Annotated in this window: 22 protein-coding genes; 11 read left to right on the top strand and 11 right to left on the bottom strand. The window is 68.3% G+C overall.

Annotated features, from left to right (window positions below):
• Positions 1 to 9: 9 nt before the first annotated feature.
• Positions 10 to 2,253, bottom strand: coding sequence for an ATP-binding protein (locus tag ACFXK0_RS08175; protein ID WP_379409240.1), 2,244 nt, complete (start codon positions 2,251 to 2,253; stop codon positions 10 to 12).
• Positions 2,254 to 2,749: 496 nt separating this feature from the next.
• Between ACFXK0_RS08175 and ACFXK0_RS08170 the strand changes: the two genes are divergently transcribed.
• The 3 genes from ACFXK0_RS08170 (at position 2,750) to ACFXK0_RS08160 (ending at position 6,263) form a co-directional block, all read left to right on the top strand.
• Positions 2,750 to 3,604: an oxygenase MpaB family protein gene (locus tag ACFXK0_RS08170; protein WP_379409517.1), complete on the top strand. Its 855-nt coding sequence runs from the start codon at positions 2,750 to 2,752 to the stop codon at positions 3,602 to 3,604.
• Between the two features lie 90 nt (positions 3,605 to 3,694).
• Complete coding sequence (locus ACFXK0_RS08165) at positions 3,695 to 5,491, top strand: acyl-CoA dehydrogenase (RefSeq protein WP_379409239.1); 1,797 nt, start codon at positions 3,695 to 3,697, stop codon at positions 5,489 to 5,491.
• Positions 5,492 to 5,624: 133 nt separating this feature from the next.
• On the top strand, positions 5,625 to 6,263 hold the full coding sequence (locus tag ACFXK0_RS08160) for an SgcJ/EcaC family oxidoreductase (RefSeq protein WP_379409238.1): 639 nt from the start codon (positions 5,625 to 5,627) through the stop codon (positions 6,261 to 6,263).
• 2 nt (positions 6,264 to 6,265) lie between these two features.
• Here the strand turns inward: ACFXK0_RS08160 and ACFXK0_RS08155 are convergent, their stop codons facing one another.
• On the bottom strand, positions 6,266 to 6,553 hold the full coding sequence (locus ACFXK0_RS08155) for a hypothetical protein (RefSeq protein WP_379409236.1): 288 nt from the start codon (positions 6,551 to 6,553) through the stop codon (positions 6,266 to 6,268).
• Between the two features lie 269 nt (positions 6,554 to 6,822).
• On the opposite strand from ACFXK0_RS08155, the gene ACFXK0_RS08150 reads away from it, so the two are divergent.
• Entirely contained in the window at positions 6,823 to 7,431 is a 609-nt protein-coding gene (locus tag ACFXK0_RS08150) for an NAD(P)-dependent oxidoreductase (RefSeq protein ID WP_379409235.1), read from the top strand.
• Here the strand turns inward: ACFXK0_RS08150 and ACFXK0_RS08145 are convergent, their stop codons facing one another.
• Positions 7,432 to 8,325 carry a LysR family transcriptional regulator gene (locus ACFXK0_RS08145; RefSeq protein WP_379409234.1) on the bottom strand — a complete coding sequence of 298 codons (894 nt, stop codon included), beginning with the start codon at positions 8,323 to 8,325 and terminating at the stop codon, positions 7,432 to 7,434.
• Positions 8,326 to 8,359: 34 nt separating this feature from the next.
• Here ACFXK0_RS08145 and ACFXK0_RS08140 point away from each other — a divergent pair, with 34 nt between their 5' ends.
• The 4 genes from ACFXK0_RS08140 (at position 8,360) to ACFXK0_RS08125 (ending at position 11,388) form a co-directional block, all read left to right on the top strand.
• The gene (locus ACFXK0_RS08140; RefSeq protein WP_379409233.1) at positions 8,360 to 9,145 is read left to right on the top strand and encodes an inositol monophosphatase family protein; all 786 of its coding nucleotides are present in this window, start codon (positions 8,360 to 8,362) and stop codon (positions 9,143 to 9,145) included.
• 76 nt (positions 9,146 to 9,221) lie between these two features.
• Positions 9,222 to 9,866, top strand: coding sequence for a carotenoid oxygenase family protein (locus ACFXK0_RS08135; RefSeq protein ID WP_379409231.1), 645 nt, complete (start codon positions 9,222 to 9,224; stop codon positions 9,864 to 9,866).
• The gene (locus ACFXK0_RS08130; protein WP_379409230.1) at positions 9,866 to 10,477 is read left to right on the top strand and encodes a carotenoid oxygenase family protein; all 612 of its coding nucleotides are present in this window, start codon (positions 9,866 to 9,868) and stop codon (positions 10,475 to 10,477) included. Before ACFXK0_RS08135 ends, ACFXK0_RS08130 begins: the two co-directional genes overlap by 1 nt.
• 20 nt (positions 10,478 to 10,497) lie before the next feature.
• Positions 10,498 to 11,388, top strand: a complete 891-nt coding sequence (locus tag ACFXK0_RS08125) for a GntR family transcriptional regulator (protein WP_379409228.1) — start codon at positions 10,498 to 10,500, stop codon at positions 11,386 to 11,388.
• A gap of 14 nt (positions 11,389 to 11,402) precedes the next feature.
• On the opposite strand, the gene ACFXK0_RS08120 is transcribed toward ACFXK0_RS08125, so the two are convergent.
• Genes ACFXK0_RS08120 through ACFXK0_RS08090 form a run of 7 tightly spaced genes read right to left on the bottom strand, consistent with a single transcriptional unit; the run spans position 11,403 to position 21,641 of the window.
• Positions 11,403 to 12,062, bottom strand: a complete 660-nt coding sequence (locus ACFXK0_RS08120) for a GAP family protein (protein ID WP_379409227.1) — start codon at positions 12,060 to 12,062, stop codon at positions 11,403 to 11,405.
• 1 nt (position 12,063) lies between these two features.
• On the bottom strand, positions 12,064 to 13,722 hold the full coding sequence (locus tag ACFXK0_RS08115) for a SulP family inorganic anion transporter (protein ID WP_379409226.1): 1,659 nt from the start codon (positions 13,720 to 13,722) through the stop codon (positions 12,064 to 12,066).
• Positions 13,715 to 15,658: a glycosyltransferase gene (locus ACFXK0_RS08110; protein ID WP_379409224.1), complete on the bottom strand. Its 1,944-nt coding sequence runs from the start codon at positions 15,656 to 15,658 to the stop codon at positions 13,715 to 13,717. The genes ACFXK0_RS08115 and ACFXK0_RS08110 overlap by 8 nt, the downstream gene beginning before the upstream one ends.
• Positions 15,655 to 17,526 carry a hypothetical protein gene (locus tag ACFXK0_RS08105; RefSeq protein WP_379409223.1) on the bottom strand — a complete coding sequence of 624 codons (1,872 nt, stop codon included), beginning with the start codon at positions 17,524 to 17,526 and terminating at the stop codon, positions 15,655 to 15,657. Before ACFXK0_RS08105 ends, ACFXK0_RS08110 begins: the two co-directional genes overlap by 4 nt.
• Positions 17,519 to 18,718: an NAD-dependent epimerase/dehydratase family protein gene (locus tag ACFXK0_RS08100; RefSeq protein WP_379409221.1), complete on the bottom strand. Its 1,200-nt coding sequence runs from the start codon at positions 18,716 to 18,718 to the stop codon at positions 17,519 to 17,521. The genes ACFXK0_RS08105 and ACFXK0_RS08100 overlap by 8 nt, the downstream gene beginning before the upstream one ends.
• A 36-nt stretch (positions 18,719 to 18,754) precedes the next feature.
• Entirely contained in the window at positions 18,755 to 19,723 is a 969-nt protein-coding gene (locus ACFXK0_RS08095; RefSeq protein WP_379409220.1) for a DUF389 domain-containing protein, read from the bottom strand.
• 22 nt (positions 19,724 to 19,745) lie between these two features.
• A complete protein-coding gene (locus tag ACFXK0_RS08090; RefSeq protein WP_379409219.1) occupies positions 19,746 to 21,641 on the bottom strand; it encodes an alkyl/aryl-sulfatase in 1,896 nt (631 codons plus the stop codon).
• Positions 21,642 to 21,936: 295 nt separating this feature from the next.
• Here ACFXK0_RS08090 and ACFXK0_RS08085 point away from each other — a divergent pair, with 295 nt between their 5' ends.
• The 3 genes from ACFXK0_RS08085 to ACFXK0_RS08075 all read left to right on the top strand — a co-directional run bounded on the left by ACFXK0_RS08085 (position 21,937) and on the right by ACFXK0_RS08075 (position 24,523).
• Positions 21,937 to 22,311 (top strand): SHOCT domain-containing protein, encoded by a 375-nt coding sequence (locus tag ACFXK0_RS08085; RefSeq protein WP_379409516.1) that lies wholly within the window; start codon positions 21,937 to 21,939, stop codon positions 22,309 to 22,311.
• 117 nt (positions 22,312 to 22,428) lie between these two features.
• Positions 22,429 to 24,162, top strand: coding sequence for an FAD-dependent oxidoreductase (locus tag ACFXK0_RS08080; RefSeq protein WP_379409218.1), 1,734 nt, complete (start codon positions 22,429 to 22,431; stop codon positions 24,160 to 24,162).
• A gap of 16 nt (positions 24,163 to 24,178) precedes the next feature.
• Positions 24,179 to 24,523, top strand: coding sequence for a Rieske (2Fe-2S) protein (locus ACFXK0_RS08075; RefSeq protein WP_379409217.1), 345 nt, complete (start codon positions 24,179 to 24,181; stop codon positions 24,521 to 24,523).
• 48 nt (positions 24,524 to 24,571) lie between these two features.
• Here the strand turns inward: ACFXK0_RS08075 and ACFXK0_RS08070 are convergent, their stop codons facing one another.
• Positions 24,572 to 25,447 (bottom strand): sigma-70 family RNA polymerase sigma factor, encoded by an 876-nt coding sequence (locus tag ACFXK0_RS08070; RefSeq protein WP_379409216.1) that lies wholly within the window; start codon positions 25,445 to 25,447, stop codon positions 24,572 to 24,574.
• Positions 25,448 to 25,595: the final 148 nt, after the last annotated feature.

The following is a 25,595-nucleotide window of genomic DNA, read 5'->3' as shown; positions in this document are numbered from 1 at the left end:
GGGCGATGGTCACTCCGTGCGGCGGCCTGCCCAGGCGGCGATCTCGGTGCGGGAGGTGAAGCCCAGTTTGGTGAGGATGTGGTCGACGTGGCTCTCCGCGGTGCGGATCGAGATCACCAGTTCCTGGGCGATCCGGCGGTTGCCGTAGCCGCGGGCGACCAGCCGCGCCACCTCGCGTTCCCGGCGGGTCAGCACGTCGAGTCCGGCCGGTTCGGCGGCCGCGACCACCGGCGGTGCGGTGTTCATCGCATAGTCGACGGCGTCCTCGACCGCCAGCGCGGCACCGGCGGCGAAACAGGCGGCGAACGACCGCGCGCCGAGCGCGGTCTCGACCTGCTCGTTGACCCGTCGGCCGATCAGCTGGGTCATCGTGTGCGCGAGCCGCTGGGAACTGCCCCGGCGGATGGCCGACGCGGCGCCCATCAGCCGCGCCGCGCGCTGCGGGTCGCCCTCGGCGGCGGCGGTCCAGGCCAGGCCGTCGACGCTGGTGGCGATCCACGCGCACCGGTCGAAGCGGCGGAACATCTCGATCGATCGACGCAGCGCGGCGACCGCGCCACCCTGATCGCCGTCGCGCCAGCGCTGGGTTCCGACCGCCCATTGGGCGAGACCGCCGAGCAGGTGGGAGCCGTGTTCGGTGGTCGAGGCCAGTAGTTGTCCGGTCATGGCGCCGGCGAGCGGGTCGTCGAGTGCCAGGGCGCACACGGCGGCGAAGGCCAGGCTCTCCATCTCCACCCGCGGATGCGCGCACTCTCGCGCGCGGGCCGACACCGCCACCGCGATGTCGCACGCGCCGCGCAGCTCACCCGCCCCGAAGACCAGCACCGCCCGCGCCATCTCGGCTTCGGCCCGCACCTGCGCCGACCCGGTCTCGGCCGCGATCGCGGCGGCGTCCGCGGCGAATTCCGCCGCGGTCCCGGTCTCCGAGCGCATGGCCGCGATCACCGCCGACGCGGCCAGTGCCCGCGCCCGGTCCACGGTGCGCTCGCTGTTCTTCGCCAGCGCCTCCGACAGCCAGCGGTACCCCTCCAGCAGCAGGTGACAGTGTTCCCAGAACGGCCAGAGTTCGGTCGCGATCTCGAGGGCGCGGCGGGCGCCCGCCGGGTCGTCGAGGCAGAATTGCAGTGCGGCACGCAGATTGGCGTGTTCGCGCGCGACATCGGCGAACCAGGCGGCGTCGGCGGCGTTCCAGTATTCGTCGCGGCCACGCCGGGCGAGCCGGTAGTAGTACTCGCGGTGGGCGACGCGCAGGGTGTATTCGGTTCCCCGCGCCCGCAGCCGGTCACCGGCGAACTGCCGCAGCGGTTCGAGCATCGTGTACCGGCCCGCGCCGTCGACACCGGGTCCATAGGTCAGCACGGACTTGTCCACCAGTCCGGTCAGCGCGTCGAGCAGGGTGTGCGGCGCGCCGACCCGGCAGATCGCTTCGGCGGCGTCCAGGTCGACACCGCCCGCGAAGACCGACAGCTGTTCCCACAGCCGCTGCTCGTCGGGCGTGCACAGGTCATAGCTCCAGCGGATCGCCGAGGCCAGCGTCTGCTGACGTCGTGGCGCGGCGCGCAGCCCGGTGGTGAGCAGCCCCATCGCGTCGTCGAGCCGGGCCAGGACCTGCTCGGGGGTGAACATCCGCAGCCGCAGCGCCGCCAGTTCCAGCGCGAGCGGGATGCCGTCGAGGCGGCGGCAGATCGCGGCCAGCGTCGCCGCGTCGACCGCGTCCCGCCGGAAGTTCGGGTCCGCCGCGGACGCGCGGTCGACGAGCAGTCGCGTCGCGGGGCTGTCGAGATCGGCGTGTTCGGGGTCGGGCACCGGCAGCGGCGCCACCGGCAGCAGCTGTTCGCCGGGGACGCCGAGCGGTTCGCGGCTGGTGGCCAGGATCCGCAGGCCGGTGGTCGCGGGAACGAGCCGATCCGCGAGCGCGGCGCACGCGCCGATCACATGCTCGCAGTTGTCCAGGATGAGCAGCAGATCGGTGTCGGCCAGGTGGTCGGTGAGGGCGGCCAGCGGCGCGCTGGTGTCGTCGCGCAGGCCGAGTTCGCGCGCCACGGTCGGGGCGACCAGGTCCGGATCGCTGACGTGCGCCAGTTCCACCAGCCACACACCGCCGGGAAACGCCCGCCGCGCCACCGCACCGACCCGCCTGCTCAGCCGGGTCTTGCCGACCCCGCCCACCCCGGTCAAGGTGAGCAGCCGGGTGCCACCGAGCAGCTTCCTGGCCAGCGCGACATCGGCATCGCGACCGACGAAACTGGTCACCTCCACCGGAAGATTGCCCGGTACGCGCCTGCCCACGCCCTACTGTCGCACACCCCGACCGGGCGTACGGGCAGACCGCGCGCAGTTCGTACCTCGCGGCGCGGTCGCCGGCTCAGCGTGGGTTGCCGGTCGAGTCCGCCTCGTCGGGCGGTTTACGACGGCGACCGCGAGCCAGCAGGACAACGGCGACGAGAACGACCAGTCCGACGATCACGAGAAGCTCCATGTACGGCGCGTACCCGCGCCCGGCCCGGCCAATCACTGCTCGCGGCCGCCTTCCGGATCTAGACATACAGGAAAGAACAGTCAATAACTTAGCAATGCCTCCGTGGTAGGAATCACGAAGTTACTCGACTACATAATCACTCGATCGGGCCACATCTTGAAAATGACCAGTAACTTATGTCACGCTGCAAGTGTTCAGTGGCATCGTCGGCACAACGTTCGCAGCGCGAGTGGAGTGGCGCGAGACCCTCGCACGATCCCTGGGGTGAACATGACCGATGTGGGCACGAACGAGCCGGCCCGGCCCGCCGCCGATGCCGCGAACCGCCGCCGTTACATGGCCGGACCCGCGGCGCTGCTCGGCGGCCCGGCCAATGTCATCATGCAGCTGAGCCTGGCGCCGGTCGGGCGCGGCGTCATCGAGAGCACCGTGTCCAGCGGGCGATTCGACCTGCGCCCACGCAAACGGGGAAAGACCACACTCACCTACCTGGCCGTCGCCATGCTCGGCACCGACGAGGATCGGGCGGCCTACCGCGAGGCCACCAACGTCTCCCATCGGCAGGTCAGGTCGACACCCGGCAGCCCGGTGAAATACAACGCGTTCGACCCGCAGTTGCAGCTGTGGGTGGCCGCCTGCCTGTATCGCGGCACCCTCGACTCCCAGCTGTACCTGTTCGGGCCGGTGGCCGACGACCGCGCCGACGAGTTGTACCGGGAATCGGCCAGATTCGGTACCACACTCCAGGTCCCGCAGTCGCTCTGGCCGGCCGACCGCAGCGCCTTCGCCGAGTACTGGGACTCGAAACTGACCGAGATATCGATCGACGACGAGGTGCGGACCTACCTGCTCGAGCAGGTGGTCGACCTGGGCCCCTACCACCCCTGGGTACGGCGGCTGTTCCGCCGCGCGAACCGCTTCTTCACCACCGGCTTCCTCCCACAACAGTTCCGGGACGAACTGGGCCTGCCCTGGAGCCCCCGCCACCAGCGCGCCTTCGAGATCACCATGCGCGCGATCGGGCAGATCCTGTCGGTCCTGCCCGAACGCGTGCGGCTGTATCCGTTCGAGACCTACCTCCGCGACATGCGCCGCCGACGCGAACTCGGCAAACCGCTCGTCTGACACCGGCCGCGCGGGCGAGAGCAGCCGATCATCAGTAGCTTGGTGCCGACAGGGGCGCCATCGCCGTCGGCCGCCCCGGAGAGGACAACCGTGCGTTCGACGCTGATCTCCCGCCGCGACCTGGACTTCCTGCTCTACGAGTGGCTGCGGGTGGAGGAGCTGGCCGGTTTCCCCCGGTTCGCCGAGCACTCGAAGCAGACCTTCGACGGCTTCATCGACCTGTGCGAAGACCTCGCCACCCGCTACTTCGCCCCGCACAACAAACTCAACGACAGCCACGAACCGACCTTCGACGGCGAGCAGGTCACCATCATCCCGGAGGTGGCCACCGCGGTCGCGGCCTTCACCAAGGCGGGCCTGATCGGCGCGGGCATGGACGAGCGAGTCGGCGGGCTGCAACTGCCCGCGACCGTACAGGCCGCGGGCATGAGCTGGTTCCAGGCCGCCAATGTCGGCACCACCGCCTACGTGTTCCTGACCATCGGCAACGCGAACCTCATCGCGGCCCACGGCAGCGCCGAGCAGGTCGAGCGGTTCGTGCACCCGATGATCGATGGCACGGCCACCGGCACCATGTGCCTGTCCGAACCGCAGGCAGGCAGTTCCCTGGCCGATATCGTCACCCGCGCCGAACCCCGGGACGACGGCACCTACCGGCTGTTCGGATCGAAGATGTGGATCTCCGGCGGCGACCACGAACTGACCGGGAACATCGTGCACCTGGTGCTGGCGAAGATCCCCGGCGGACCCGCGGGCACCAAGGGCATCTCGCTGTTCATCGTGCCCAAATACCTCATCGCCGAGGACGGGTCCCGCGGCGCGCGCAACGACGTCGTCCTGGCCGGGCTCAACCACAAGATGGGCTACCGGGGCACCACCAACACCGTGCTCAACTTCGGCGAAGGCCGCCACACACCCGGCGGGGCACCCGGCGCGGTCGGCTATCTCGTCGGCGAACCGCACCGCGGCCTGTCCTACATGTTCACGATGATGAACGAGGCGCGTCTCGGTGTCGGTCTGGGCGCCACCGCGCTCGGCTACACCGGCTACCTCAAGTCCGTCGACTACGCCCGCACCCGCCACCAGGGCCGCGCCCTGGCCACCAAGGATCCCGCCACCGCGCAGATCCCGATCATCGAACACCCCGACGTGAAGCGAATGCTGCTGGCGCAGAAGGCCTACAGCGAGGGCGCGCTGGCCCTGCTGCTCTACTGCCACCGGCTCATCGACCTCGAACGCACCGCCACCGACCCCGAGTCCGCCCGCGCGCACACCCGGCTGCTGGAGATCCTCACCGGCGTCGCCAAGAGCTGGCCGTCGCAGTGGTGCCTGGAAGCCAACAATCTGGCCATCCAGGTCCACGGCGGCTACGGCTACACCCGCGAATACGACGTCGAACAGCACTATCGCGACAACCGGCTCAACCCGATCCACGAGGGCACCCACGGCATCCAGGGCCTGGACCTGCTCGGCCGCAAGGTGATCCAGCACGACGGCGCCGCCCTGCTCCTGCTCACCGAACACCTCGCGGCCACCGTGACCGCCGCCCGCGCGGCAGGCGGACAACCCGCCGACCACGCCGAACTCCTCGACGCCGCCTGGCAGCGCCTGCTCACCGTCACCGCCGGCCTCTTCGCCGCGGGCGACCCGGCCGCGGCCATGGCCAACGCCGCGGTCTACCTCGAGGCGTTCGGGCACATCGTCCTCGCCTGGATCTGGCTCGAGCAGGAACTCGCGACCGTCGGCGCGGACGGCGACTTCTACGACGGCAAGCGGGCAGCCGCCCGCTACTTCTTCCGCTACGAACTCCCCCGGACCGCACCACAATTGGACCTGCTGGCGGCCATGGATCGCACCACCCTGGAGACGGACCCGAACTGGTTCTGACCCGGCGAGCGACGGCTCGCGCGCACAGGATCCGTTGACAAGGGCTCAGCCCTCCTCTTAATATCTTCTCCAACGCAGATACATCTTCTGAGAAGATAGATCTCCTGAGCAGGAGATAGACGAGAGGCTCCCGATGACCGCGACCACCACCGTGACCGATTCCCCCACCGCGTCCACGTCCCGTCGCCGCACCGTCGCGAAGGCGCTGGGCGTGAGCGCACTAACCCTCGGCATCGCCGTCGTCGGCGGCTACGTGTGGCTGGACCGAACCTCGGACGTGCAGAATCGGGGCGTCGCAGCGTGCACGGACGTCACACCCGTCGGCGGCACCACCGCCGACCTGCGCGGAGTATGCGCGACCCTCGCCGAGCTGAACGCGGCCTGGGAGCGCGGCGACGCCGATGCCTACGGCGCGACCTTCACCGAGAACGGCACCTACACCACCTTCGCGGGCACCCATTACGAGGGCCGCCGCGATATCACCGAGAGTCATCGCGCGCTGTTCGATGGATTCGTCGAGGGCAGCAAGCTGGCCGACTCCTACCTCGGCATCCGCGTGTTCGGCACGGACACCGCGATCGTCACCACCCGTGGCGACCGATACGACGACGAGCGCCCGCGCGAGCTGTCCAAGACCGCGACCTTCACCATGGTGCGCGAACCGGACGGGCAGTGGCGGATCGCCGCCTTCCAGAACACCCAGCGCAAGACGGTCATGGAACGCATCTCGTTCCTGTTCGATCCGGCCACGAAGCCCGAGGCCGAACGGTGAGCTCAGTAGTCGGACGTGAGGATCCGGAAGAACGCCACCCGGGTGACGGCCCACACCGCCAACCCCGTGCAGGCCAGGACGTGCGCCAGGTACAGGCCGCCGACCAGGACGACCCCGTAGCGGATCATCCAGTCCCCCAGTGAAATCAAGGCGATGAGGTCGAAGCCGAACATCAGCACCGATGCCAGCAACACCGGCCCCGCCCACGGTGGGGTGGTATCCGCTGCGGCGGTGTCGGGCGGTGCGTCGCCGGGGTCGCAGGAAACGCCGGCATCGATCTGAGTGTCCATGAGGTCCTGACGGGTAGGTCCGCAACGGAAGTGAGCGGGGCGCAATTTCACTGACCCGTCACATGTTCGGGACCATCACCGGGTTCGGATCGGCCGCGAATCTGAAAACTTCGAACTCCGCAAATATTCGGCAACTCGCGGCCCCGCCGTCGGGCGACGCGCCACGGGCCGGTCAGCGCGCACAGCCCAAGGCCAATTGCGTCTGGGTAACTTATCCAGTCAGATACTTGCACTTGATGTTAAGTGCAAGCGTCCCTAGCGTTCTCGGTATGAACCTCATCATCCTCGCGGCCTCCGGACAGACCGGAATCGCACTCACCCGACAGGCGCTGCGCCGCGGTCACACCGTCACCGCCATCGCGCGAAATCCCGGCCGGATCACCGTGGCCGACGCCCCCGACCTGCGCAAGGTCGCCGGAGACGTGCACGACGCGGCCGGTATCGCCGCGCTCGTGGACGAGGAATCGGTGGTGCTGTCCGCACTCGGCACCGACCGGCCCGGCACCCTCCTGGCCGGGGCCGAGGCGGTCGTCGCCGCGGGGCCACGCCGGGTCATCTGGCTCGGCGCCTACGGCACCGGCCGGTCGGCGGGGGTCGCTGGAGAGGGCGCCGGGCGGCTGGCCGCGATGCTGGGTGATCGACTGGCCGACAAGGTCGACGCCGACAACACCGTCCTCGCCGCCGGTGGCACGGTCTTCCATGCCGCGATGCTCACCGACGGGCCGGTGAGCCCGCATCGGCGCACCAGCGCCCTGGCAGCCGGGGCGCCGCTGGACTTCGGCGTGCAGGTCAGCCGGGAAACCGTCGCCGCGGCCATGCTCGACGAAGCCGAATCGCCGGAATACCCTGGCGCGGTGGCACTTCCGTTGGCGAAGTAGTCAGCCGGCGGTGATCTCCGCGAGCGATACCCGAACCTGCTCGCGCAGCCAGGCGTGCGCAACGTCCGAATCGTAGCGCTGATGCCAGGTGCCGTTGATCGCCGCCGCCGGGGACTCGACCGGCAGCGGCCGGGTGACGAGCCCGAACGCCTCGATCAAGGGGCGGCCGAGAATCTCGGTGCAGGTGACCAGCGCGTCGCCGCGGGCGGCGATCTGCACCGCGGTGGATACCGTCGCCACCGCCGCGACAACCCGACGCTGCAGCCCGTGCGCTGCCAGCACGTCATCGATCGGGGCGGTGAGGCGTCCGCGCCGGGAGATCACCACATGCGGCTGTGCCGCGTAGGACGCCAGGTCGAGCCCGTCGGCACAGGGGTGATCCGCGCGCATCGCCACGACGAGCCGGTCCGCACCGAGTGGCTCGGAACGGAATTCGGGCAGATCCGGCCGGCCGCCACCGAGTTCCAGGTCGACCCGGCCGTGGCGCAGATCGTCGGTGTCGACGGGGTTCTCCGCCAGTACCCGCAGCTGCACCCGGGGAGCCCGCTGCGCGATCCGCTCCACCAGCACCGGAACGAGTGCCGCGGCCACCGCGTCGTGACAGGTGATCGTGAATGTGCGCGCCAGCTCGGCGAGGTCCAGTTCGCGGACCGGCGAGAGCACGGCGTGAGCTTGCTCGACGAGCCGGTGCACCTCCTCGCGCACCGACACCGCGTACGGGGTGGGTGCCATCGAATGGCCGGTGCGCACCAGGATGTCGTCGCCGGTCACGGCGCGGAGCCGGCCGAGGGTGCGGCTGACCGCGGGCGAGGACAGATGCAGCCGTTCGGCCGCGCCCATCACGCTGCCCTCCTCGAGCAGGGCGTCCAACGCGGTCAGCAGATTCAAGTCCACATGCACAAGAGTGCATCGTATTCAGGAGTGTTCCATGAGCCCAGAACTACTGGCAGCCACCGTCGCCGCCGTCCGTCACGCCGGTGCCCGGATGATGACGCGCTACTCCACCGAGTCCCGTCAGCCCGGGCTCCCCGAATTGCTCGCGCACCTGCGGGCCAACGATGCCGCCGTGGTCGAGGTGTTGCGCCCGGCATTGACCGAGGCGCTGCCGAGCGCGGGCTGGCTCGACGACGAACACGGATCAGGGCCGATGGACGGGGGCCGGTGGTGGCTCATCGACCCGGTCGGCGGCAATGTCAACGCCGCGCACGGCATGCCCGACTGGAATATCGGGGTCAGCCTCGTCCAGGACGGCCGCCCGGTGCTCGCGGTGGTCTACTTCCCTGTTCTCGACGAGATGTTCACCGCGACCGCGGGCGGCGGGGCGTTCCGCGACGGCGAGCCGCTGCGAATCTCGGCCAAGACCGCGTTGAACGGGGCGCTGGTCGGCACCGGTCAGGCTCAGCCGGGTCAAGCTCCCGAACTCGCCGAACGAATGGCCGCTTCTGTGGTCGCGATGTCGAAAGCCGCCCTGCAAGTGCGGATCTCGGTGCCGGTCAGCCACCAGCTGGCCCAGGTCGCCGCGGGCAGGATGGACCTGCACTGGCAGTTCGACAATGTCCGCGCCCACGCCGCCGGTGTGCTGCTGGTCCAGGAAGCCGGCGGTGTCGTGACCACGCTGGACGGCACACCGTGGGAACTGGCCAGCCGGAGCTATCTCGCCTCCGCGCCGGGCCTGCACGCTGCCGCACTCGACGTGCTCACCGGCCGGCCCTGACCCTGCACTAGTACACGGCACGGCAATCGTGGTTTGCGCGAACACCTTTCGGGCCTCGGTTCCTACCGTTGGTCGCATGAGGTATCTGGAAGGTCATTTCGCGCCCGTGGACACCGAGCTCACCGCCTACGATCTGCCGGTGACCGGGCGAATCCCGGACGAACTCGTCGGCCGGTATGTCCGCAACGGACCCAATCCGGTGGATGTGCCGGACCCGGGCACCCACGTGTGGGGCATGGGCCAGGGCATGGTGCACGGAGTCCGGCTGCGCGACGGACGCGCCGAGTGGTATCGGAACCGTTTCGTGCGGGTCCCGGGATTCGCGCCCATGGTGCACGTGATCGGGCACGCGGGGCAGACCTTCGCCATGGCGGAGGGCGGACTGCCCCCGGCCCGGCTCGACGACGAGCTGAACACCCTGGGTTCGTGCGGGCTCGGTGCGACGGCGGACGGATTCACCGCCGGAGCCCATGCCAAGCACGACCCGCGCACGGGCGAGCTGCATGCCCTGTCCTACATGCCCGGCCGTGACGTCGTGCAGTACATCGTGACCGATCCCGCGGGCACAGTGACCCGGACCGTGCCGATCGCCATGACCCGGACCCCGTTCCTGCACGACTTCGCCCTCACCGGCGAGCACGTGGTGCTCTGGGACACCCGTTGGGGTTCGACGGTTTCGAGTGCCGATGGCGGCCAGGGCACCCCACCCGCGTCGGCGTGATGCCGCGCACGGGCGGCGAGGTGCGCTGGCACGAGATCGACCCGGTGCACGTCAGTCACACGCTCAACGCCTACGACGACGGCGACGCGGTCGTGGTCGACCTGGTCACCGCGCAGGGCCCGTTCGATCCCGCCGACCCCGGTGCCATCCGGCCGGTGCTGGATCGCTGGACCATCGCCGACCGGGTCCAGCAGCAGCGCATCGACGACCGGCCGCAGGATTTCCCGCGCATCAACGACGCCTACGCCGCGCACCGCCACCGCTACGGCTACTCCGCGGCGACGGCCCTGTACGGGATCCCGTTCGCCCCCGAGGGCACCGCTCCCGACGGGGCCTTCACCAATGCCCTCGTCAAACACGATTTCCGGTGGGGCACTGCGGAAGTCCACGCGTTCGGCGCGGAGGAAGCCGTCGGCGAGGCCGCGTTCGCGGCCACCGGACCGGGCGAGGACGAGGGCTACCTGCTCACTTTCGTCCACGATCCGGATCGCGGTGCCGCCGATCTGGTCGTGCTGGCCGCGCAGGACTTCACCGGCGAACCCGTCGCGCGGATCCACCTGCCCGCCCGCGTTCCGCTCGGCCTGCACGGCAATTGGCTGCCCGACCACTGAGCCGTGCCAGCATGATGGTCGTGACCGATCCCCGACCGCCGTACCTGCGCATCGCCGCCGAGATCGAGCGGCGCGTCGCCGCGGGCGAACTCCGCCCGGGCGAGCAGGTGCCCACCACCAGAGCCATCGCACAGGAATGGGGCGTCGCCATCGCCACCGCGACCAAAGCTCTCGCCGCACTCAAACACTCGGGGGTCATCGAATCCACCTCCCGGGTCGGGGCGGTGGTCGCTGCCCGGCGGTTGCCCGCGCGGACCGCCGACGGGCTCGACCGCGACCAGGTCGTGCGCACGGCGATGCGGATCGTCGACAGCGGTGGCCTGGCGGCGTTGTCGCTGCGGGCGGTGGCCGCCGAGCTCGGCGTCGCGACGATGACGTTGCGCCGCCACCTCGACGCCGACGCCGAACTCCCGCACCTGCTCGCCGATGCCGCGTTCGCCGAAATAGACTATCCCGCACCGGTTCCGGGCTGGCGTTCGCATCTGCGGGTGGCCGCGCACCTGCAATGGGATGTCTACCAACGTCATCCGTGGGTGCCGCCGCTGGTGTCGATCACCCGGCCTGCCACGCTACCGGCCATGCTCGCCTACGGGCTGTGGACGCTGCGCGCCTTCGACGGCCTCGAGCTGGATGCCTCGACCCGTCTGCACGTCTACGCCACGCTGGTCAACTATGTGCGGGGCACGGCGATGAACATCGAGAGCGAGGCCCGTGCCGAACTCGATACCGGGATGACCAGCGCGCAGTGGGGTGCGGCCCGGCTCGCCGTGGACCGTCCGTTGATCACCCAGCTCACCGAACCGAACACGGAAGTGGACCTGGACTCGCTGTTCGCGTTCGGGCTGGAACGGTTGCTCGATGGCTTGACCATCGTGATGACCCCGCTCGCGACCCGGCGCCGACAGACCTGAGCGCGGGCACCGGGTCAGCCGGCGAGGTCGAGGATGCCACGCAGGGCGAACAGGGTGCCGAAGCCGAACAGCACCGACAGGGTCAAAGTCCGGCTGTGCGCGAGCATCCACTTCTCGAGCACGGCCAGGCCGCGTTCGGCGCGGTCACCGGCGAGGACGAAGGCCGCGATCGGGATGAGGAAGTCGGCCACGGCCGCCACCAGCAGGACCAGGGTGGCCAGCAGTGCCGCGCCGATGCCGACAGCCGCACTCGAGATGGCGCTCATGCCCGCGAGCATGATGAACAGATTGGGGTTGAGCACGCCGAGCACCACCCCCAGCGCGAACGCTTTGCGCGGACCGGCGGAGTCGAGCTCGGCGAGCAGTTTCGGCCGTTCGGCGGTCGGTCGTGGTTTGCGATACAGCAGCCAGCCACCACCGGCGAGGAACAGCAGGCCGACGCTCAGTCCGGCCCACGCCGAGGACCGCGCGGAGGTAGCCGCCGGATCCGACGCACCGCCGAGCACCGCGGCCAGCGCGACAAGGAAGTAGACGACCAGGAACCCGGCGCCGAACATCGCCGCGTTGCGGACCGGCTCACGCGAGCGCAACAACAGCACGGTGCCGATGACGGCGCCGGGGGTGATCATCAAGCCGAGGATCTCCGGTATCAGCATGACGAGCAGACCACCCATGTCAGGACCTCCGTCGCTCGTTGATCCGGATCTCGGCGTCGGCGTAGGCCGACAATGTCGATTCCCCGATCGTGCTGGATGCCGGATAGAACTCGATCTCGATGCCTTGCCGGTCGAGCAGTTCGTCGGTCCACACCGTGCGGATCTGCGGGTCGATCCCGCTCAGGTAGAGGCGGCCGCCGATCGCGTCGAGCCGGTGCGCGTAGTCGGCGATGATGTGCAGGAAGGTCGAGCTGACGCTGGCGCGGCCCCGCAGGCGCAGAATGACGACGCTGTGCCTGGCTCCGGTGGGGTCGGGCAGGCGGGACTGCAGCGTGCGCGCTCCGGCGTAGAAGAGGCTGCCGTAGACGTCCAGGATCACGATCTCGTTGTCGGACAGGTGTTTCGGCACCGTCGACTCGAGCAGGTTTCTGCCCTCCACCCGGAGCCGGACGACTTTCAGGTCGATCGCTTCCTGGTTCATCTGCATCAGCAGCGAGATCGCCACACCGACGCCGACCGCCGAGGTCACCGGCAGCAACAGGGTCGCGACGAAGGTGACACCCAGCGCGGTGCGCGAGATGGTGCCGCTGCTCCAGATCGCGACGACCTGGTCGATGTTCATCGAGCCGACCGCGGCGACGATGAGGATGGCCGCCAGTGTCGGCATCGGCACCCGGCCGACGACCCCGCTGAGCGCGAGCAGGATCACCAGGATCCACAGCCCCGACCACATCGCCGCCCATCGCGTGCGCGCGCCTGCGGTCACGTTGATCGCGGTCTGGCCGAGCGAACCACCCACCGGCATACCGCGCAGCAGCGCGGAGAACAGGTTGCCGACGCCCTGGGCACAGAAGTCACGGTCGGTCTTCGCGCGGGAACCGTCCGGGTTCGGCGCCGATTCGGCGACACCGGCCCCCTGCACCAGCACGATGACGGTCACCGCGAGGGCACCCGCGATCAGCGAGGGCGACAGCACACTCAGCTCGGGCACCTGTGGCAGCGGGAACCCGCGCGGAATCTCGCCCGCCTGCGACACCGTCGCCACCGAATCCCAGCCGAGGGCGAGCATCAACGCGGTCGGCACGATGAGCCCGGCCAGCGAAGCCACCGCCCGGAACCTGGTCCGCGCCACCGCGATCAGCAGCGCGACCGCGAGCGCGCCGACCACCACCGACGGCCAGTCGAGTTGGCGTGGATGCAGCACCACGTGCACAGCCTTCAGCGCGGCCACCGATCCTTCCGCCGGCGCCCCGACCAGCACGGGCAGCTGCCCGAACACGATGTTGGCCGCCACCCCGAGTAGGAACCCGGTCATCACCGAATGCGAGACGAACCGCGTGTAGCGGCCGAGCCGCAGCACCGCGGCGATGATCATGGCGATGCCCGCGACCAGTGTCAGCACGACCATGGCGGCTGAGCGGTCCGCGGGCGCGATATCGGTGAGTACCGAACCCGCGGCCAGCGCCGACGCGCTGGTCGTGGTGACCACCATCAGCCGGGTGCTGGTGGCGGCCCCACCGAAGAACCGCCCGGCCAGGCTCGCGTAGAGACCGTGCACCGGGCTGACCCCGGCCAGCAGACCGGCCGCCATCCCATCGGGCACCCCGCCGATCGCGCCGGGCACTCCGGCGACCACATCGGCCTTGGTCATGCGCTGACCCGCGAACGGATTACGCATGCCGCACTCCGTCACGCCCGCCGAACGGTCCGGCTCCGGCGCTGCGCCGCCTCGAATCGCGCCACGCGGCATCGGCGGCGGGTCCGATCGCCGGCCGCTGCCGGATGCTGGGGCCCCGTGGCAGACGTGCGGTGAGCGCGCGACCCGGATCCGCAGGTGGGAAGCGCAGACTCAGCGCGGCGCCGAGCGTGAAGTAGCTGCGCAGTACTCGGAAGCCGAGATAGGCGGGAAGGTGTTTGACCGAGCTCGGCTGCCACAGCAGACAGACCGAGGCTGCCATGATCATCTGCATGCCGAGGACGGTGGCGACGATCGGCTGCCAGTGCAGCGGCCTGCCGGCCACGACCGAGACTGTGGAATCGACCACGGCGAAGATCAGTATCGGTGCGAGCATCGCGCGGCGGGCGGCGTTGACCAGCTGGAACGGCAACACGAACCCGCCGGTGATCGAGCGCGGGTTCAGCAGCATCGCCCGGTTGTGCGCGGAGATGTGGTAGATGCTGCGGAACCAGCGAACCCGTTGCTCCCGCAGGTGCGCGTAGGAGGCCGGGGTCTCGCTGTAGTACACGGCCCGCGGATCTGCCACCGTGTGATAGCCGGCCGCGTCCATGCGCAGGCAGATGTCGGTGTCCTCGCCGTTCATTCCCTCGACCATCCCGCCGACCTCGACGACCACGCGCCGCCGGTAGATCGCGAACATTCCCGGCACACCCATGACGCCCTGGTAGCCGCCGAGCGCGACCTGGAAGAAGCCGTGCCGCAGATAGACCTCCACCAGGCGGACCTTGTCGATCCAGGTCGTGTTCCCGACCGGCAGCGGCAGCCCGCCCACCGAGCCGACGCGCGGATTTCCGAAGTGCCGCATGGCGGTCTGCAGGCAGCCGGGCCCGATGACGGTGTCGGCGTCGATGCGGACGATGAACTCCTCGGTGATCCGGTGCACGCCCAGATTCAGCGCGATCGCCTTGCCCGGTGTCGGGCATTGGAGTACCTCGCCGGTGATCGCGGTGCACTCGTCGATCGCTTCCTCGGCGACGGCGGTCGTGTTGTCGGTCGAGGCGTTGTCGACGACGTAGAGGTGGATGCGGCCGGCGTAGCTCTGGGCGGCCCGGTCGACCGCGGCGATGGTGGCCGCGATGTCGTGTGCTTCGTCGTGGGCGGGTACCAGCACCGCGACCGGCGGCGAGAAATCTTGTGCCCGTGATCGTCTCAGCGCGGCCCAACCCATTCCGGCGGTGCACACCGCGAAGACCTGCTGGGTCAGGAACACACCGGGCCCCATCCCGCCGAGCAGGGCCACCGAGCGCATGTCGAACACAAGATTCGGCAACGCCAGTTCCACGGTGCTCGCGACGAGCATGGCCACCAGCAACGCACCGATCACGCGGACATAGGCGACCGGTGGAGTCCTCGGGTCGACGGTCATCCCCAGCGGGCGCGGCAGTTGTGCGTGGGCGAGCACCGTCTGCGGGAAGATCGCCAAGGCGGTCAGCGCTGACGCTATCTGCTGACCCAGCACGTGCAGGTCCAGGATGTGCTGGGACGCCAGCCACCAGCCGAGCACATCGAAGGACACACACGACAGCAGGAACTTTCCGAGCAGCAGCACACCGAGATGCGCACGGCGCCACCGGTTGCTGTAGGCGTAGTAGGCGTAGGTGGCGAAGAAGACGACCAGGAATATCCGCGTCGGCACCGCAACGTCGCCACGCCCCGAGGCCAGGATCATCAGGTCGTTGCTTCCGATCACGCCCGCGTGCTGAAGCACCGCCTGGCCGCCCAGGACGATGACGCTGAGCCCGGTGAACATGAGCAGAAACCCGTTGCTGGCGCTGGCCGGCCGGTCCACCGAGTAGTCGACCGGCGCGCTGTCGACGGAGCGGAAGTGCCCGGCGATCGCCGCCGGTGTGGGGAAGTCCGGCTCGGCCCGTGTCATTCAGGGACACTCGCGCCGTCGGGCACCACCGCGCCACCGCCGTCGACGGTGAACGCGCCTGCCGGTGTGATCACCTGCACGCATTCGCGGCCGAAGGCCGGCAGCGGCAGGCCGTCGGTATCGCCCGCGTACTGCACGGCCAGCCCGCGCGCGCCGTTGCCGGTGGCGCACTGCACCACCGTCCCGGTCTCGACGGCGGGCAGGTCGAGCACCGTGGCGTCGCGGCCGGAGACGAGGCGGTTGTCGGTCAGCCGGACCAGGGTGCCGACGCCGGGATCGCCTGCCCCGATCACAACGAACGGTCTTCCCGGCGCGGGTGGGGCATTCCAGTGGATCTCGGGACCGGCGGTGGCCGGGAGGAATTCGGCGAGCACCGGCACCGCTGCGGTGAGCACATCGATCGTGCCTGCCGGGTCGGTCGCGGACAGGTAGACGGCGGGCCGGGCGCCGAGTTCGCGTGGCAGTGCGGTGAATCCGGCGCCGGGGGCGTCACCGAGGTCGAGCCCGGACGAGCCGAGCAGTTGCATCGGATAGGCGGTGATCCGCACGTCGCAACCGCCGAGATCGCGGTCGCGTTGCACGGTCAAGGTCAGGGTGTTGTCGAGCAGTAAGGCCTCGGGCGGCAGCGGGATGACGACCGGATCGCGGGTCGGTGCGAGCCGTCGGCTGTCGAGGAACTGTCCGTTGAGATCGATATTGAGCAGCCACACCAGATCCGGCGGTGCGGCGGGCAGTTGCAGCGCCACCCGCGCCGCCGCGGGGAGCCGGCCGCCGGGAAGGTCGGCCAACGCGAATCGTGCGCGCCACGTGTGATTCTCGGTGACCTGTACCTCGCCGGATTCCGCGCCGAGCGCGAGCAGGCCGACCTCACCCGGCGGCGGTGCCACCCCCACCGCCCGTGGATCAGCGCCCGATCGATCGGCAGTGCTGACGACGGGCGTGGTCAGGTACGGCGTGACCAGGTCGGCGTCGGGTTCGACGATGCTGACCACCGGTGTGCCGTCGATCGCGCCGAGCATGATGCTGTTGTCGACGCCGGTGCGCGACCAGCCCGGTGTCTCGGCCAAGCGCTGCGCCGGGCCGAGCAGGATCACGCTGCGGTGTCCGTCGTCGGGAACGGTGTCGGTGAAACGTACGAGGTAGCCGGATTCGGTCAGTGCCACACCGAGGGTGGCAGCGGTGGTGCGCCACGGGTCGGTGGTGTCGGCCAGCACCACGGTGACTGTGTCGTCCCAGGCGGCGACCGCGTCGCGCAGGGTGTGCACCGGTTGATCGAGCGCCGATTCGACCACGGTGCCGGGATCGAGAGTGATGACCATGCCCGCGCTCTGATCGGCGGTGCACGGCTCGTGATGCAAGGTTCCTCGGGTCCGCACGGTGACCCGGACCTTGCCGTCCGCGGTGGCCTGGCCCGGAATCGCGATCGTGTCGTCGACCAGGTTCTGGCCGCGGGGCAGTTCACGCTGATAGACCTGCTGTCCGTCGATGGCGACGATCAGGAACACGGTGCTGTCCTCGGCGACCTGCGCGGATCCCGCCAGGCGCAGCCGGGTCTTGTCCCTGGCCGAGTCCACCGGGACCGCCACCTGGAAACTCGACGACGGCGTGTCGCTGGTCAGCCGGATGCCGTCCGGGCGTCCCAGATCAGCGAGAGTCTTCGCGTACAGACGGTCGGCGGGGACATCGAAACCATCACTCGGTGGCGGGTTCAGCCAGCCGGTGTTCACGACTACCCAGACCGCGACGAGCACCGCGGCCAACCCGAGCACGAACCAGGCCGACCGCGGCACCCTCCTGCCGTGCTCATTGCGGAAATACTGTGGCGGATCGGGTGTGCGCTCCACGCCTGCGGCGTCGTCTTCAGCCACCGGCAGCCACCCCGCTGTTCGTTTCGCGTTCGCGGTTCCAATACGAGCTCGCGGGAATACGCCGCGCGTCGATGCGGTCGGCGTACTTGTGCGCGATATCGACCGACTCTGCCAGTAGGCCGGATTCCAGCAGGATCGGATCGAGTCCGAGGTCGATGAGGTGGTCGTTGACCGCGCTCAACTCGTTGGTGTCGGCCTCTGCGCGCGGATTGCTGACGTGGGTGACCTCGGCCCCGACCACGCGGGCGACCAGATCGGCGAGGTCGGCGATGCGGTGAGTCTCGGTGACCTGATTCATCACCCGCGGTCTGCCCGACACCTGGTCACCGGATTCGACCGCGAGCCGGATGCACTGCACAGTGTTGCGGATATTGATGAACGCGCGGGTCTGGCCGCCGGAGCCATAGACCGTGAGCGGATAGCCGATCGCGGCTTCCACCAGAAACCGATTCAGCACGGTGCCGTAGTCGCCGTCGTAATCGAAACGATTGATCAATGCCTCGTCCAGAACGGTCTCGTCGGTCTGGGTACCCCATACGATGCCCTGGTGCAGATCGGTGATCCGCAGTCCGTCGTTGCGTGCGTAGAACTGGAACACCAACTGATCGATGGACTTCGTCAGATGGTAGATACTGCCAGGATTCGTCGGATAGAGAATCTCGCGAGACCGCATCTTTCCGTCGCGGTCAGGATAGGAAACGGTCAGGTAGCCCTCGGGGAGGTCGACCGGAACTGATTCGTACCCATAGACACCCATGGTCCCGAGGTGGACCACGTGCGCGTCGACACCGGTCTCGACCAGCGCGTCCATCAGATTGTGGGTGGCGTTGACATTGTTGTCGATCGTGTACCGCTTGTGCCGTGGAGATTTCATCGAATACGGCGCTGACCGCTGCTCGGCGAAATGCACGATGGCGTCCGGTCGTTCGGCCGCCAGCAACTCGGTCAGGCCCGCGTAGTCGTGGGAGATGTCGAGGTCGATTGTGCCGATGTGGTTTCCTGTCACATTCCGCCAGACGGCGACCCGCTCGTCCAATGTCTGGATCGGCGTCAAGGACTCGACCCCGAGCTCGGCGTCGATCTTGCGACGGACCCCACTGTCGACGATCGTCACGTCGTGACCGTGCGCCGAGAGGTGCAGGGCGCTGGGCCACCCGCAGAACCCGTCACCACCGAGAACGAAGATCCGCATTTCCGACTCCTTCCGATTTGGCTACGTTCGGCTACGTCACTGCTGAAGTCGAGCACCGACCGTGTGGACGACGATCACTCTCGGGTCCCACGGGATGAGGTCGTTGACCGCTGCCTGCAGCTCGGCGACCGATGGCAACTGTTGCGGCCCCAGGACAGACACCGTGGCGGTGTCGCCTTGGACCGTGACATCGATGACCTGCGCGCCGGGTGCGTCACCGAGCCAGTCGCTGGTCGCCTCGGCGATCTGCCCGGCCCACAGCGTCGACAGTGAATTGACCACCATCGGGATCGCGACCACCACCAGCGCGGCACCGAGCACCAGGTACGCGCGCCCCCGACGCGCGGTCGACGCCGCCGCCTCCCCGCCGTAGCCGGCGATCAACAACACCGCCGTCACGGTGATGATCATGGCGATGACATTGGAGGCGAACAGCACGAACGCACCGAGCGCGAGCGCGGGCGCCTGCGAACCCAGACACACCCCGACCACACCGAGCGGCGGCACCAGTGAGATCGCGATCGCCACGCCGGGCAGCACGTCACCGACATCGCGGCGGGTGATCGCCACGGCCGCGACCAGCCCGGTGGCCAACGCGGCGGTGAGGTCCATCAGTTTCGGCGAGGTACGCCCGAGGACCTGCGCGTTGGACAGCACATTCACCGGATTCGGCAGCACCTGCGCGAACACGAATCCCAGCGCGATCACCACCACGATCCCCGCCAGCACCAGGATCGCACTGCGCCCGACCAGTGCGGCGCGGCCGGTGACCACCCCGAGACCCACGCCCAGGATGGGCACCGACAGCGGCGCGACGATCATCGCGCCGATCACCGTGGCGGTCGAGTCACCGACCACGCCCGAGATCGCGATGACCGCCGAGAGCACCAGCATGATCCAGAACGCCGACCGCTTCGCGGTGACCGCGCCGACGGACAGATCCAGTTTGTCGGTGAGCTCGTCGAGGGTGCGGCGCTGATCGGTGGGAACCAGGTACCCCAGCATCGGAAATTCCTTCCCTGGACGATCAGGGCGTCACGATGGCGAAATCCGGATCAGGGGCGTCGAGATAGCCGACCAGCTCGACCAGCTTGCCCGCGTCGCCGTCGACCTCGACCCGACCGGCCTCGATCATCTGTTGCAGATCCTCGCCCTGTACCAGCGCGGCCCGCAGGTCCGCCTCGCTCAGGGTGAAGGTGGCCTCGGCGGGTGGGAGATCGTCGGTGACATCGAAATGGACGAGCAAGCCGTTGCGCAGCTGCGTGCGATGCACCGTCGCGGTGCCCTTCAGACGCCAATCGATCACGATCGCCGCCGACCAGGCGCGTGGACCGTCGACCCGCAGTGCTACCGCGTCGAATATCTGCTCGACCGACAGCGCGGCGATGATGTCGGGCGCGGCGGTGACGGTGGGCGTGCCGACGCTGCCGTTGCGCAGTTCGTAGGCGCCCATCAGGAAGAAGTTGCGCCAGGTCCCGTTCTCGGAACCGTAACCGAGCTGCTCGAGCGTATCGGCCTGCAACGCTTTCGCTTCGGAGTTGCCCGGGTCGGCGAAGATCACATAGTTGAGTACCTGCGCGACCCAGCGGAAATCGCCCTCGTCATAGGCCTTGCGGGCCTTGACGATCACTTCATCCGCGCCACCCATGAAATCGACGTGGCGGCGGGCGGATTCGACCGGCGGGTGCTGCCACAGTGTGGCCGGATTACCATCGAACCAGCCCATGTACCGCTGATAGATCGCCTTGACGTTATGGCTGACCGAACCGTAGTAGCCGTGCGTCGACCACGAATTCTCGAGTGCGGGTGGTAGCTGGATGTCCTCGGCGATCTCGATGCCGGTGGCGCCCTTGTTCAACGCGCGCAATGTCTGATCGTGCAGATACCCGTAGAGATCACGCTGCGTCGACAGGAACTCCGTCAGCCGTTCGGTGCCCCAGGTCGGCCAGTGATGGGAAGCGAACACGACATCGGCGCGGCCGGCGTAGCGGTTGATCGCCTCGGTGAGGTACTTCGACCACACATGCGGGTCACGCACCAGCGCACCGCGCAAGGTCAGCAGATTGTGCAGAGTGTGGGTGGCGTTCTCGGCCATGCACAGTGCCCGCCGGTCGGCGAAATAGAAGTTCATCTCCGACGGGGCCTCGGTGCCCGGTGTCATCTGGAACTCGATGGCGATCCCGTCGACGGTCACGGTCTGGCCGGTGTGATCGATGTAGGTAGTCGGCAGGATCAGGGTCGGCATGCCGGTCGATGTCGTCGGGCCCAGGCCAGCGCCGACCGCACCCAGCGGACCGCGCGGCAGCGCAGCCCCGTACATGTACGCCGCGCGCCGGGCCATCGCGGTGCCGGCGTAGACGTTCTCCTCGACGGCATGCTCGGTGAATCCGATCGGTGCGATGATCGGGCACTTGCCCGCATCGACCTCGTCCTGCGTCGTCACCCCCTTGACCCCGCCGAAATGGTCGATATGGGAGTGCGAGTAGATGACACCGGTGACCGGGCGGTCACCGCGGTGCTCGCGGTAGAGACCGAGGCCGGCGGCGGCGGTCTCCACCGAGATCAGCGGATCGATGATGACCACACCGGTGTCACCCTCGACGATCGTCATATTGGACAGATCGAGGCCACGGATCTGGAAAATTCCCTCGCTGACCTCGTACAGGCCCTGCATCGCAACGAGTTTCGACTGTCGCCACAGACTCGGATTCACCGTCGACGGGCATTCGTCGTCGAGGAAGGAGTACGCGCCGCTGTCCCACACCACGTCGCCGTCGGAGTTTCGCACGACCCCGGGCGACAAAGCAGCCACGAACCCGCGTTCGGCATCGGCGAAATCCTGGGTGTCATCGAACGGCAGTGTGCGCGACACACTGGCGTTTCCGGCTTCGATGCTGGCCGAGGCTTCGTGCTGACTGGTCATCGGATCCCTTTCTTCGCAGAGATGGGTGACGCGCCGACCGCGCCCGCCACAACCGCACGCCGGGCACGAAGTCGATCGACTGTCTTCACAGGTTCCTCTCGGGAGCCGCTCCCGACCTCACCCAAAGCAGATGAACTTCATCGACGCCCCCTCCCGTTCAGTGAACTCGCGACCACGCCGAAACGGTCCAACCGAGTTTCACCCGAATCGAGTGAAGCGTTTCCCCTGCCGAGCCCATACGCTGCGAATACCGGCACCGACACGCGGTGGCCCGGGTGTCGAGCGGAGTGCGATCATGTCGTTCTGGGACGTTGTGTGGCTCATCATCATCACTTTCCTGTTCATCGCCTACCTGATGATGGTTTTCACGATCATCACCGATCTGTTCCGTGATCGCGACACCTCGGGCTGGGTCAAAGCAGTCTGGATCGTGTGCCTGTTCATCTTCCCGTTCATCACCGCACTCGTGTATTTGATCGTGCGAGGAAACAGCATGAGCGAACGCACCGTCGAGGCCCAGACCCAAGCGCGCGCGACCGCCGACAGCTACATCCGCGCAACCGCGGGAACCGACTCCGCGTCACAGATCGCGGGCGCGAAGAAGCTGCTCGACGATGGCACGATCACCGAAGCCGAGTTCGCGTCGTTGAAAACCAAGGCACTGAGCTGAACCAAGCCGTTGTGGCCGACGTCACCCAAATCGAGCTCGCGTCCGCCGGACAGGGGCCCACTCGTTCCCCCAGCACTTCGCCTATTACTTTCACCCGTTGATTCCGGAGGTGGAGCCGTGGATACCGACAACTACGACGTGATCGTGATCGGATCAGGATTCGGCGGCAGCGTCGCCGCGATGCGGGCCGCCGAGAAGGGCTACCGGGTCGCCGTCATGGAAGCCGGCAAACGGTGGCCGGACGAAGAGATCCCCGCGACGAGCTGGGACATGCGTCGATTCCTGTGGCAGCCCGAAGCCGGTCTGTACGGCATACAGAAGATGGCTGTCCTCGACGATGTGTTCGTGCTGAGCGGAGCGGGTGTCGGCGGCGGGTCCCACGTCTACGGTAACACCCTCTACGTCCCGCCCCAGCGCTTCTTCGACGCCCCCGCGTGGGCCGACATCACCGACTGGGCCGACGAGTTGGCACCGACCATCGACCAGGCCAAACGCATGCTCGGCGTCGTCCGCGTGCCCTACCTGCCCACCGATATCGACCGTCACATGCGCGCGGTCGCCGACGATATGGGCGTCGGCCACACCTTCAACAGAGCACCTGTCGGCGTCTACTTCGGCACGCCAGGCAAGGAGGTCGACGACCCCTACTTCGGCGGGGTCGGCCCCCGCCGCACCGGCTGCGTGAACTGCGGCGACTGCATGATCGGCTGTGGCCGCAATGCCAAGAACAAACTCACCGTGAACTATCTCTACCTCGCCGAGAAGCTGGGCGCCGCGATCCACGAACTCCACGAGGTGCACCAGATCCAGCCTGTGCCCGGTGGCGGCTTCGAGGTCCATACCCGACACCCAGGCTGGATGCACCGCGCCGTGCACCACGACAGGAAGGTCTTCACCGCACGGCAGGTGATCGTGGCGGCCCACGCGTACGGGACCGCGAAGCTCTTGCTGCACATGCAGGACACGGGCTCGCTGGCCAACCTGTCCGACCAGACCGGACGGCGGGCCCGCACGAATTCCGAGCAGTTGCTCTCGGTGACCCTGCCGCATGCCGACTGGGAACGCGACCCCGAACGCGTACACATCACGCCGGGCTCGGTCTCGATCACCTCCGGTGTCTGGCCCGACCCCGACACCAGCATCGAACCGGTCTACTACGGCGTCGGCAGCAATCTCATGTCGTTGTTGTTCACCTATCACCAGCACGGCGACCAGCAGCACCCCACCCGCGAATGGTTCAAGAAACTACTCCACCGACCCCACGATGTCCTGAAGTTCGACGATCCCCGAGACTGGTCGCAACGGATGGCGGTGATGCTGTGCATGCAGACCACCGACACCTCACTGGACCTGCACTGGCACAACGGCATGCTGCGCAGTCGCCCCGGGGCAGGGCCCCCGCCGACGCCGCACATCCCGGTGGTCGAGGAGTACGTCGACAAACTGGCCGCGCGATTGGGCGCCGATCAGGGCGCGCTGGTGTTCGAGGCGATCAACAAGACCGCCTCGGCGCATTTCATCGGCGGTATCCCGATCGGCGATTCGCCCGACCGTGGGGCTGTGGATCCCTATCAGCGGGTGTTCGGCTATCCCGGACTGCATGTGATGGACGGCAGCGTCATGCCCGCCAACCCCGGTGTCAATCCGTCGCTGCTCATCACCGCGTTGGCCGAACGCGCGATGTCGTTGTGGCCCAACAACGGTGACGACGATCCCCGGCCACCGCTGGGCTCGGGATACGAACGCATCGCACCGGTGATGCCACATCGCCCGATCGTCCCCGCCGGCGCGCCAGGAGAGCTTCGGCTCGACGCCACCGCGGACGATACGATTCCCGAATATCCCTACTGACCACGGGGAGAACACTGTGACTCAGACCAGCGACGACATCCGGATCCTCGGACCGGGCAGCGATATCGCCGACCTGGCCGCGGCCGCCTACTACATCACCGACCACAAGATCCGGATCGCGGTCGTCCGGGTAGGCGAAGCCCTCTACGCGTTCGACGACCTCTGCACCTACGAGGCCTGCCCGCTCTCAGCCGGACAACTCGACGCGCTGACGGTGATGTGCCAATGCCACGGCTGTCGATTCGACGTGCGAACCGGCAAGGTCTTGGCGGGACCCGCCGCGCGGTCGCTCGGCGTCTACGACGTCTACGAAGCCGATGGCCAGATCCACCTACGGCTGGCCGGACTACCGGCGAACTGAGTCACTCCGGCGAATTTCGCGTTCGGTAGCGTACGGCAGCGCGACCAGCTATCCGAGGACCGCGGACAGGTCAAGGCCGGTGAGGCGGCGCTGGTCGGAGAAGATGTCGATCGCGGTGATGCGGTCTGCGGTGACGGTGAAACCGATGACCGAGAACGGGCTGCCGTCGAGCGTGTTGACCAGGCCGGCGCCACCGTTGACCACCGCGGGGTGGATCGTGCAGACGGTGGCCATACGCCGGAAGGTTTCGGCCTGCCCGGCCACCGCGGTGCCACCACGGATCACCCGCATCGCTTCGCCCGCGTCGGCGCGCAACACCACGTCGGGGTCGAGCAGGCGGAGCAGTTCGTCGAAATCACCGCCGCGGGCCGCGGTCAGAAAGGCATCTACGACGCGACGCTGCCGGGGCAGGTCCGGGTCCGGGGTGGCGCCCTGGATCCGGCGCCGCGCTTGGCTGGCCAGCTTCTTGGTGGTTTGCGGTGCGCGGTCCACGATCGGCGCGATCTGGTCGTAGGGCATGGCGAACATGTCGTGCAGGACGAAAGCGAGCCGTTCGGCCGGGCTCAGCGAGTCCAGCACCACCAGCAGCGCCAAACCGACCGAATCGGCGAGCAGCGCTTCGTGCTCGGGGTCCGGTGTGGTCTCGCTGACGATCACCGGATCGGGCAGATGCTCGACCTCGAGGGGTTCCTCGTGGCGGGTTCTGCGGGTCCGCAGCATGTCCAGGCAGACGCGGCCGACGACAGTGGTCAGCCAGCCGCCGATATTGGCCACGTCGGTGGTGTCGGTGCGGGCCAGCCGGAACCAGGCTTCCTGCACCGCGTCGTCGGCTTCGGTGAGTGAGCCCAGGATCCGGTAAGCCACCGCCCGCAGGTGGGTGCGGTGGGCCTCGAACCGGTCGGCCAGCAATTGCTCGTCGTGCACGGAGTCCTCCTCGATGTCGTCCTGTACCGATGACGAATCGGAGCGGACAAACGTGACCGTAGTGGGCGTCGGCATCAGGATCTCGGACTGCCGGACAGTGTGGCGCTCTGCACTAGTACAGAGCGCGGTAGTCGGGTCCCATGAGTAC

Source organism: Nocardia sp. NPDC059177, from assembly GCF_042755165.1.
Lineage (GTDB): Bacteria > Actinomycetota > Actinomycetes > Mycobacteriales > Mycobacteriaceae > Nocardia.
The sequence above is the reverse complement of the archived record's forward strand: the minus strand, read 5'-3'. Positions and strand labels throughout refer to the sequence as shown.

Bases quoted from the DNA above. Each gene is read 5' to 3' on its own strand.
- ACFXK0_RS08170 (WP_379409517.1), top strand. From the start codon at position 2,750: ATGACCGATGTGGGCACGAACGAGCCGGCCCGGCCCGCCGCCGATGCC.
- ACFXK0_RS08160 (WP_379409238.1), top strand. From the start codon at position 5,625: ATGACCGCGACCACCACCGTGACCGATTCCCCCACCGCGTCCACGTCC.
- ACFXK0_RS08155 (WP_379409236.1), bottom strand. From the start codon at position 6,553: ATGGACACTCAGATCGATGCCGGCGTTTCCTGCGACCCCGGCGACGCA.
- ACFXK0_RS08150 (WP_379409235.1), top strand. From the start codon at position 6,823: ATGAACCTCATCATCCTCGCGGCCTCCGGACAGACCGGAATCGCACTC.
- ACFXK0_RS08140 (WP_379409233.1), top strand. From the start codon at position 8,360: ATGAGCCCAGAACTACTGGCAGCCACCGTCGCCGCCGTCCGTCACGCC.
- ACFXK0_RS08135 (WP_379409231.1), top strand. From the start codon at position 9,222: ATGAGGTATCTGGAAGGTCATTTCGCGCCCGTGGACACCGAGCTCACC.
- ACFXK0_RS08130 (WP_379409230.1), top strand. From the start codon at position 9,866: ATGCCGCGCACGGGCGGCGAGGTGCGCTGGCACGAGATCGACCCGGTG.
- ACFXK0_RS08120 (WP_379409227.1), bottom strand. From the start codon at position 12,062: ATGGGTGGTCTGCTCGTCATGCTGATACCGGAGATCCTCGGCTTGATG.
- ACFXK0_RS08115 (WP_379409226.1), bottom strand. From the start codon at position 13,722: ATGCGTAATCCGTTCGCGGGTCAGCGCATGACCAAGGCCGATGTGGTC.
- ACFXK0_RS08110 (WP_379409224.1), bottom strand. From the start codon at position 15,658: ATGACACGGGCCGAGCCGGACTTCCCCACACCGGCGGCGATCGCCGGG.
- ACFXK0_RS08100 (WP_379409221.1), bottom strand. From the start codon at position 18,718: ATGCGGATCTTCGTTCTCGGTGGTGACGGGTTCTGCGGGTGGCCCAGC.
- ACFXK0_RS08095 (WP_379409220.1), bottom strand. From the start codon at position 19,723: ATGCTGGGGTACCTGGTTCCCACCGATCAGCGCCGCACCCTCGACGAG.
- ACFXK0_RS08090 (WP_379409219.1), bottom strand. From the start codon at position 21,641: ATGACCAGTCAGCACGAAGCCTCGGCCAGCATCGAAGCCGGAAACGCC.
- ACFXK0_RS08085 (WP_379409516.1), top strand. From the start codon at position 21,937: ATGTCGTTCTGGGACGTTGTGTGGCTCATCATCATCACTTTCCTGTTC.